Source organism: Streptomyces marokkonensis (assembly GCF_039539045.1).
Taxonomy (GTDB): domain Bacteria; phylum Actinomycetota; class Actinomycetes; order Streptomycetales; family Streptomycetaceae; genus Streptomyces; species Streptomyces marokkonensis.
The window spans coordinates 1-703 of record NZ_BAABCQ010000410.1 but is presented as its reverse complement, the minus strand read 5'-3'; the positions used below and the strand labels follow the sequence as shown (position 1 = coordinate 703).

Annotated in this window: 1 protein-coding gene; it reads left to right on the top strand. The window is 76.4% G+C overall.

From position 1 onward, the window contains the following. A partial coding sequence (locus ABEA26_RS36160; RefSeq protein ID WP_486388989.1) for a Rossmann-fold NAD(P)-binding domain-containing protein occupies positions 1–703 on the top strand: 703 nt, incomplete at both ends.

The window sequence follows — 703 nt, the reverse complement described above, 5'->3', positions numbered from 1 at the left end:
GTCCTCCTGGCGGCGCCGGCACCGCGAGCAGTCCGCCGTCGACACCTGGCGCTACCACGAGACGTGGAAGCGACTGGGTGGGCTCGCCCCGGCCGGCACCGGCGGCACCTGGCTGGTGGCCGTGCCCCAGGAGGAGGACGAGCGGACGGCAGCGGCCCTCGCCGCGCTCGGCGCCCGTGGCGCCACGCTGAGGACGGTGGCCGTCGGCGCGACGACCGAGCGCACCGCTCTCGCCGGCGAGCTGGCCGGAGTGGGCCCGGTCGAAGGTGTGCTGTCCCTGTTCCTCACCGGTGACCCGGTACTGCCCACCCTGCTCCTCGTCCAGGCCCTGGGAGACGCGGGCCTCGACGCCCCGCTGTGGTGCCTCACCTCGGGCGCGGTGGCCGTGAGCGGCTCCGACACCGTACGCGACGCCCGGCACGCCCAGGTCTGGGGGCTGGGCCGCACCGCCGCCCTGGAACAGCCCCGGCGCTGGGGCGGCCTGATCGACCTTCCGGAGACCCTCGACGACCAGGCCGCCGGCCATCTGGCCGGCGTACTCAGGCAGGTGCTGACGGGACGCTGGGAAGAGGACCAGCTCGCCGTCCGCGCCTCCGGCGTCTTCGCCCGGCGGCTGGAACACGCACCGGCACGGGCCGCCACCCGCCGGTGGTCGCCGCGTGGCACGGTGCTGATCACGGGTGGTACGGGTGCGCTGGGCGGG